Source organism: Falsiroseomonas oryzae, assembly GCF_027856955.1.
GTDB classification, from domain to species: Bacteria; Pseudomonadota; Alphaproteobacteria; order Acetobacterales; family Acetobacteraceae; genus Falsiroseomonas; species Falsiroseomonas oryzae.
Window position 1 is genome coordinate 1 of record NZ_JAPSMD010000903.1, and the last position, 889, is coordinate 889.

Sequence of the window (889 nt, forward strand, 5' to 3'; positions counted from 1 at the left end):
CGGTCCTGCGCCCTGCGCTGCGCGACCATGAGGTGCTGGTGCTGCGCGACCAGGCGCTCCGGCCCGATCGCCAGGCCGCCCTCGCCGCCTGCCTCGCGCCGCCCGCGATGGGTCGGCCAAGCCCGCCGGCCCGCGCGCCGCATGTCCTGGTCGGGGAAGCCGAGGAGTTCGACGGGCGCTGGCGCGCGGACCTCGCCTGGTCGCCGGAGCCGGGCCGCGTCGTCGTCGCCGTCCAGGACGACGCGCGCGACGGACGCGTCACGACGGAGTTCGCCAGTCAGGTTGCCGCCCATGCGCGGCTGGCACCCTGGCTGCGTGACCGGATCGAGTTCCTGGACGTGGAGCATGCGGCGCCGCAGGACGGCGGCGCCGGCTTGCCGGGAGCGGTGCATCCGCTCGTGTCGGTGGACCCGGAGACCGGTCGGCGCGCGCTGCTGCTGGGCGATGCCGCGCAGCGCGTCGTCGGCCTGGCACACGCCGACAGCGACGACCTGCTGCACCGCCTGCAATCCGCCGCCACCCATCCGGCCGTCGTGCTGCGGCATGGATGGCGCGAAGGCGACGTCGTGATCTGGGACAGCCTCGCCGTACAGCACCGTTCGACCGGTCCGGCCGCAGGCCGGCTGCGCCGGGCCGTGCTGTGCGGCCCGCCGCCGCCCGGGCCGCGGGAGGTGACGATGCCCTGGGTCTCAGCCGGCTGAAGCGATGCCCGGCAGCGTGGCGGCAGGCTTCTCCGCCGCCACGCCCGCGCCGAGCGCCGCGACCTCGCCGATCACCACCAGGGCGGGTGTCGGCAGGGCGGCTCGGCGCACGGCGAGCGTGCAGGCGCCGAGCGTGCTGCGGAGCACCGCCTCGCCGGCCAGCGAGGCCTGCGCGATGACGGCCACGG

Annotated in this window: 1 protein-coding gene and 1 pseudogene; one reads left to right on the top strand and one right to left on the bottom strand. The window is 76.9% G+C overall.

The features are described 5' to 3' along the window. Window positions 1-701, top strand: a 701-nt coding sequence (locus OZN99_RS32575) for a TauD/TfdA dioxygenase family protein (protein ID WP_270939319.1), incomplete at its 5' end; no start/stop codon positions are given. Here OZN99_RS32575 and OZN99_RS32580 read toward each other — a convergent pair. Next, window positions 690-889, bottom strand: a pseudogene (locus OZN99_RS32580) (hypothetical protein); the annotation flags it as partial. The gene OZN99_RS32575 and the pseudogene OZN99_RS32580 sit on opposite strands and share 12 nt — an antisense overlap.